Origin of the sequence: Pseudoxanthobacter sp. (assembly GCF_036822375.1) — a bacterium.
GTDB lineage: Bacteria > Pseudomonadota > Alphaproteobacteria > Rhizobiales > Segnochrobactraceae > Pseudoxanthobacter.
On sequence record NZ_DAISHT010000247.1, the window covers coordinates 1 to 4,598 of the forward strand.

A 4,598-nucleotide genomic window follows, 5' to 3' on the forward strand; every position below is an offset into this window, starting at 1 on the left:
GGTGATGAAGGAATATTTCGGCCGCTTCGGCTTCCTGAAGAAGCTGCAGACCGACCTGCCGGAAGTCGGCGCGCCGATCGTGCCGCGGGCGTGGAAGGACATTACCGTCGCCACCACCGCGTTCGGCCACGGCATTTCGGTCAGCCCGATGCAGGCGGCGGCGGCGGGCGCGGCCATCGTCAACGGCGGGCGCTACATTCCGCCCACCTTCTTCCCGCGCTCGCAACAGGATGCCGACAAGCTCGCCACCCAGATCATCTCGCCCGAGACCAGCGCCAAGATGCGCTATCTGTTCCGTCTCAACGCGGAGAAGGGCTCCGGCCGGCGCGCCAACATTGCGGGCTTCGATGTCGGCGGCAAAACCGGCACCGCGGAAAAGGTGGTCGGCGGGCGCTATTCCAAGGACCAGAACGTCAACTCGTTCATGGCCGCCTTCCCGATGGACGACCCGCAATATCTGCTGCTCGTCACCATCGACGATCCGCGGCCGGAAAAGCCGGGTGCCCCGCGCTCGTCCGGCGCCAACGCCGTGCCGCTCGCCGCCAACATCCTGCGCCGCATCATACCGATGCTGGGCATCCAGCCGCGGCAGGACATGCCGGCCGAACAGATTCTGGCCTCAGGACACTGATGAGCCGGGGCCGGTCCGCCGGCCCCTTCCGCCGTCTGCCACCCTCCCCCCGCCCCCGGAAGATCGGCCCTCGGGCACAGATCGCGGCGGAAACGGAGCGATAACCCTAACGGGAGCCAAACAGCACCATGCGTCTCGCCGAACTCGCCCCGGATCTCGTCGCCGGCCCCGCGGAGGGCGACATCTCCGTCACGGGGCTGACGGCTGACAGCCGCAAGGCCGGCCCGGGCATCCTGTTTGCCGGGCTGCCGGGTGTGAAGGCCGATGGCGCGGGCTTCGCCGCCGCGGCCGTCCGCGCCGGCTCGCCCGCCGTTCTGGTCGGCCTCGGCAGCGAGGTGCCGGCCGGCCTCGGCGTTCCGGTGCTGCGCGATGCCGATCCGCGCCGCCGCCTTGCGCTCATGGCCGCCCGGCTCTACGCCCCCCAGCCGCGCACCATCGTTGCCGTCACCGGCACCGCCGGCAAGACCTCGGTGGCCGCCTTCACGCGCCAGATCTTCGAGGCCACCGGCCATCCAGCGGCCAGCCTCGGCACGCTCGGCATCGTCACCGCCCGCACCAAGTGCTACGGCAGCCTGACCACCCCCGATCCGGTGACGCTGCACGCCAGCCTCGCGCGCGTGCGCGATGAGGGCGTGACACATGTGGCGCTGGAGGCTTCCAGCCACGGTCTCGACCAGCACCGGCTGGACGGCGTGGCGCTGACGGCCGCGGCCTTCACCAATCTCGGCCGCGACCACATGGACTACCACCCCACGGTGGAAGCCTATCTCGCCGCCAAGCTGCGTCTGTTCACCGAGCTGCTGCCCGACGGGGCACCGGTGGTGGCCGATCCCGATGCGCCCGGCGCCCGGCATGTCATTGCCGCCGCGCGCCGGCGCGGGCTGCCGCTGATCACCGTCGGGGCCCGCGGCGAGGGACTGCGCCTCGTCAGCGCCACGCCGGAAGGCACCGGCCAGCGCCTCGTCATCGACACCCCCGCCGGCCGCTGCACCGGCTTCCTGCCGCTGCTCGGCGATTTCCAGATCGCCAACGCCCTGATCGCGCTCGGCCTTTGCGTGGCCGCCGGCGTGCCGGCCGGCGAGGCCGTGGCGGCGCTTTCCGGGCTGGAAGGCGCGCCGGGGCGGCTCGATCTCGTCGGCCGCACCGCAGCCGGGGCGCCGGTGTTCGTCGATTACGCCCACAAGCCCGATGCGCTGGAAGCGGTGCTGACCACGCTGCGGCCGATCACCGCCGGCCGGCTGATCGTGGTGTTCGGCGCCGGCGGCGACCGCGACCGCGGCAAGCGGCCGCTGATGGGCGCCATCGCCGCCCGCCTCGCCGACACGGTGATCGTGACCGACGACAACCCGCGCAGCGAGGAGCCGGCCGACATCCGCCGCGCCATTCTGGCCGCCGCCCCGGCAGCGCTGGAAATCGGCGACCGCGCCGCCGCCATCCGCACCGCTGTCGCCATGCTGGAGGCCGACGACGTGCTGGTGGTCGCCGGCAAGGGCCACGAGACCGGACAGATCGTCGGCGGCACCGTGCTGCCGTTCTCCGACCATGAGGAAGTGCTGCAGGCGCTGGCCGAATGCACGGCCGGAAGCGGCCCGGAAGCGGAGATCGCCCGATGAGCGCCCTGTGGACCTTCGACGCCCTCGTTGCCGCCACCGGCGGCCGGCTGCTGCCGGCCGGCACCGCGGGGGCGGGCGTTGCCGGCGGCCTTTCCATCGACAGCCGCAGCCTGAAGCCCGGCGATGCCTTTCTGGCCATCACCGGCGACCGCCTCGACGGCCACGATTATGTGGCTGCCGCCTTCGCCGCCGGCGCCGCGCTGGCGGTGGTGGCGGAAGACCGGACGGCAGAGCTCGCCGGCGCCGGTCCGCTGCTGGCCGTGCCGGACGTGATGGAGGCGCTGCGCGCCATGGCGCGCGCCGCCCGGGCGCGCTCGTCCGCCGGCATCGTGGCCGTCACCGGCTCGGTCGGCAAGACCGGCACCAAGGAGGCGCTGCGCTGCGCGCTCGGGGCCATCGGGCCCGTTCACGCATCCGCTGCGTCGTTCAACAATCACTGGGGCGTGCCGCTGTCGCTCGCCCGCCTGCCGGCGGACGCCCGCTACGGCGTGTTCGAGATCGGCATGAGCGCGCCGGGCGAGATCACACCGCTGGTCAGGATGGTGCGGCCGCAGGTCGCCATCGTCACCACCATCGCCGCCGCCCATGCGGCCTTCTTCGCCAGCGAGGAAGAGATTGCCGATGCCAAGGCCGAGATCTTCCTCGGGCTGGAACCCGGCGGCACGGCGATCCTCAACCGCGACAACCGCCATTTCGAACGCCTCGCGGCCGCCGCGCGCCGCGCCGGGGCCCGCGTCGTCAGCTTCGGCGCCGATGCGGCCGCCGACGTGCGCCTGACCGATGTGGTTCTGGGCGCCGAGGGCAGCGACATCACCGCCGACATCGCCGGCACCCGCCATGTGTGGCGGCTCGGCGCGCCCGGCCGGCACATGGCGCTGAACGCGCTCGCCGTTGCCGCCGCCGTCGCCGCGCTGGGGGCGCCGCTCGCCCCGGCGCTGGACGCCCTTGCCGGCTTTACCGCGCCGGCCGGCCGCGGCCGGCGCCACACCCTGCATCTGGCCGGCGGCACCGCAACGCTGATCGACGAGGCCTATAACGCCAATCCGGCCTCGATGCGCGCCGCCATCGCCCTGCTGGCGCTCACCCCCACCGGGCCGGGCGGCCGGCGCATTGCCGTCGTCGGCGACATGCGCGAACTCGGCGATGAGGGTGCCGCCCTCCATGCCGGCCTCGCGCCGGATTTCGTCGCCGCCGGCATCGACTGCGTGCATTGCGCCGGGCCGCTGGCTGCTGCGCTTTACGATGCCTTGCCGGCAGCCCTGAAGGGGGCCTATGCGCAAAGCGCCGCGGACCTGGAGCCGGCGGTGATCGCCGGTCTGCGACCCGGCGATGCCATCATGGTCAAGGCCTCGAACGGCAGCCGCCTCGGCCCGCTCGTGACCCATCTTTGTACCCGATACGCGGCCCCCGCCGCCGCTGTCGGTTCGGGAGACTGAAAAGAGGATGCTCTATTTCCTCGCCGATCTCAGCGGACACGCCTCGGTTCTGAACGTGTTCCGCTACATCACCTTCCGCACCGTCGCCGCGATGATGACGGGGCTGTTGTTCGTGTTCCTGTTCGGCCCGGCGATCATTGCCTCGCTGCGGGTGAGGCAGGGCAAGGGCCAGCCCATCCGGGCCGACGGCCCGCAGACCCATCTCGCCAAGAAGGGCACGCCCACCATGGGCGGCCTCATGATCCTGTCCGGCCTCGTGGTTTCCACGCTGCTGTGGGGCAACCTCGCCAACCCCTACCTGTGGGTGGTGCTGATGGTGACCCTCGGTTTCGGCCTGATCGGCTTCTATGACGACTACCTGAAGGTGACGAAGCAGAGCCACAAGGGCTTTTCCGGCCGCTCGCGCCTTGCCGTGGAGGCGCTGATTGCCGGCATCGCCGCGGTGGTGATGGCCCGGCTTTCCGCCCCGCCGATGTCCACCGCGCTGGCCGTGCCGTTCTTCAAGGATGTCATCATCAACCTCGGCTGGTTCTTCGTGCCCTTCACCATCCTCGTGGTGGTGGGCGCCGGCAACGCGGTCAACCTGACGGACGGTCTGGACGGTCTGGCCATCGTGCCGGTGATGATCGCGGCCGGCTCGTTCGGCATCATCACCTACCTCGCCGGCAACGTGGTGTTCGCCGACTATCTGCAGATCCACTTCGTGCCCGGCGTCGGCGAACTCGCCGTCATCTGCGGCGCCGTCATCGGCGCCGGCATCGGCTTTCTGTGGTTCAACGCCCCGCCGGCGGCCATCTTCATGGGCGATACCGGCTCGCTGGCGCTTGGCGGCATGCTCGGCACCATCGCCGTTGCCGCCAAGCACGAGGTCGTGCTGGTCATCATCGGCGGCCTGTTCGTCATCGAGGCGCTGTCGGT

4 protein-coding genes are annotated in these 4,598 nt (G+C 71.5%); all 4 read left to right on the forward strand.

Annotation, left to right across the window (positions count from 1 at the left end):
• On the forward strand, positions 1 to 631 hold a 631-nt coding region (locus V7067_RS15725), incomplete at its 5' end, for a penicillin-binding transpeptidase domain-containing protein (protein ID WP_334176847.1).
• 128 nt (positions 632 to 759) lie between these two features.
• Positions 760 to 2,244 carry a UDP-N-acetylmuramoyl-L-alanyl-D-glutamate--2,6-diaminopimelate ligase gene (locus tag V7067_RS15730; RefSeq protein WP_334176848.1) on the forward strand — a complete coding sequence of 495 codons (1,485 nt, stop codon included), beginning with the start codon at positions 760 to 762 and terminating at the stop codon, positions 2,242 to 2,244.
• Positions 2,241 to 3,680 carry a UDP-N-acetylmuramoylalanyl-D-glutamyl-2,6-diaminopimelate--D-alanyl-D-alanine ligase gene (locus V7067_RS15735; RefSeq protein ID WP_334176849.1) on the forward strand — a complete coding sequence of 480 codons (1,440 nt, stop codon included), beginning with the start codon at positions 2,241 to 2,243 and terminating at the stop codon, positions 3,678 to 3,680. The genes V7067_RS15730 and V7067_RS15735 overlap by 4 nt, the downstream gene beginning before the upstream one ends.
• Positions 3,681 to 3,687: 7 nt before the next feature.
• On the forward strand, positions 3,688 to 4,598 hold a 911-nt coding region (gene mraY / locus V7067_RS15740; protein WP_334176850.1), incomplete at its 3' end, for a phospho-N-acetylmuramoyl-pentapeptide-transferase.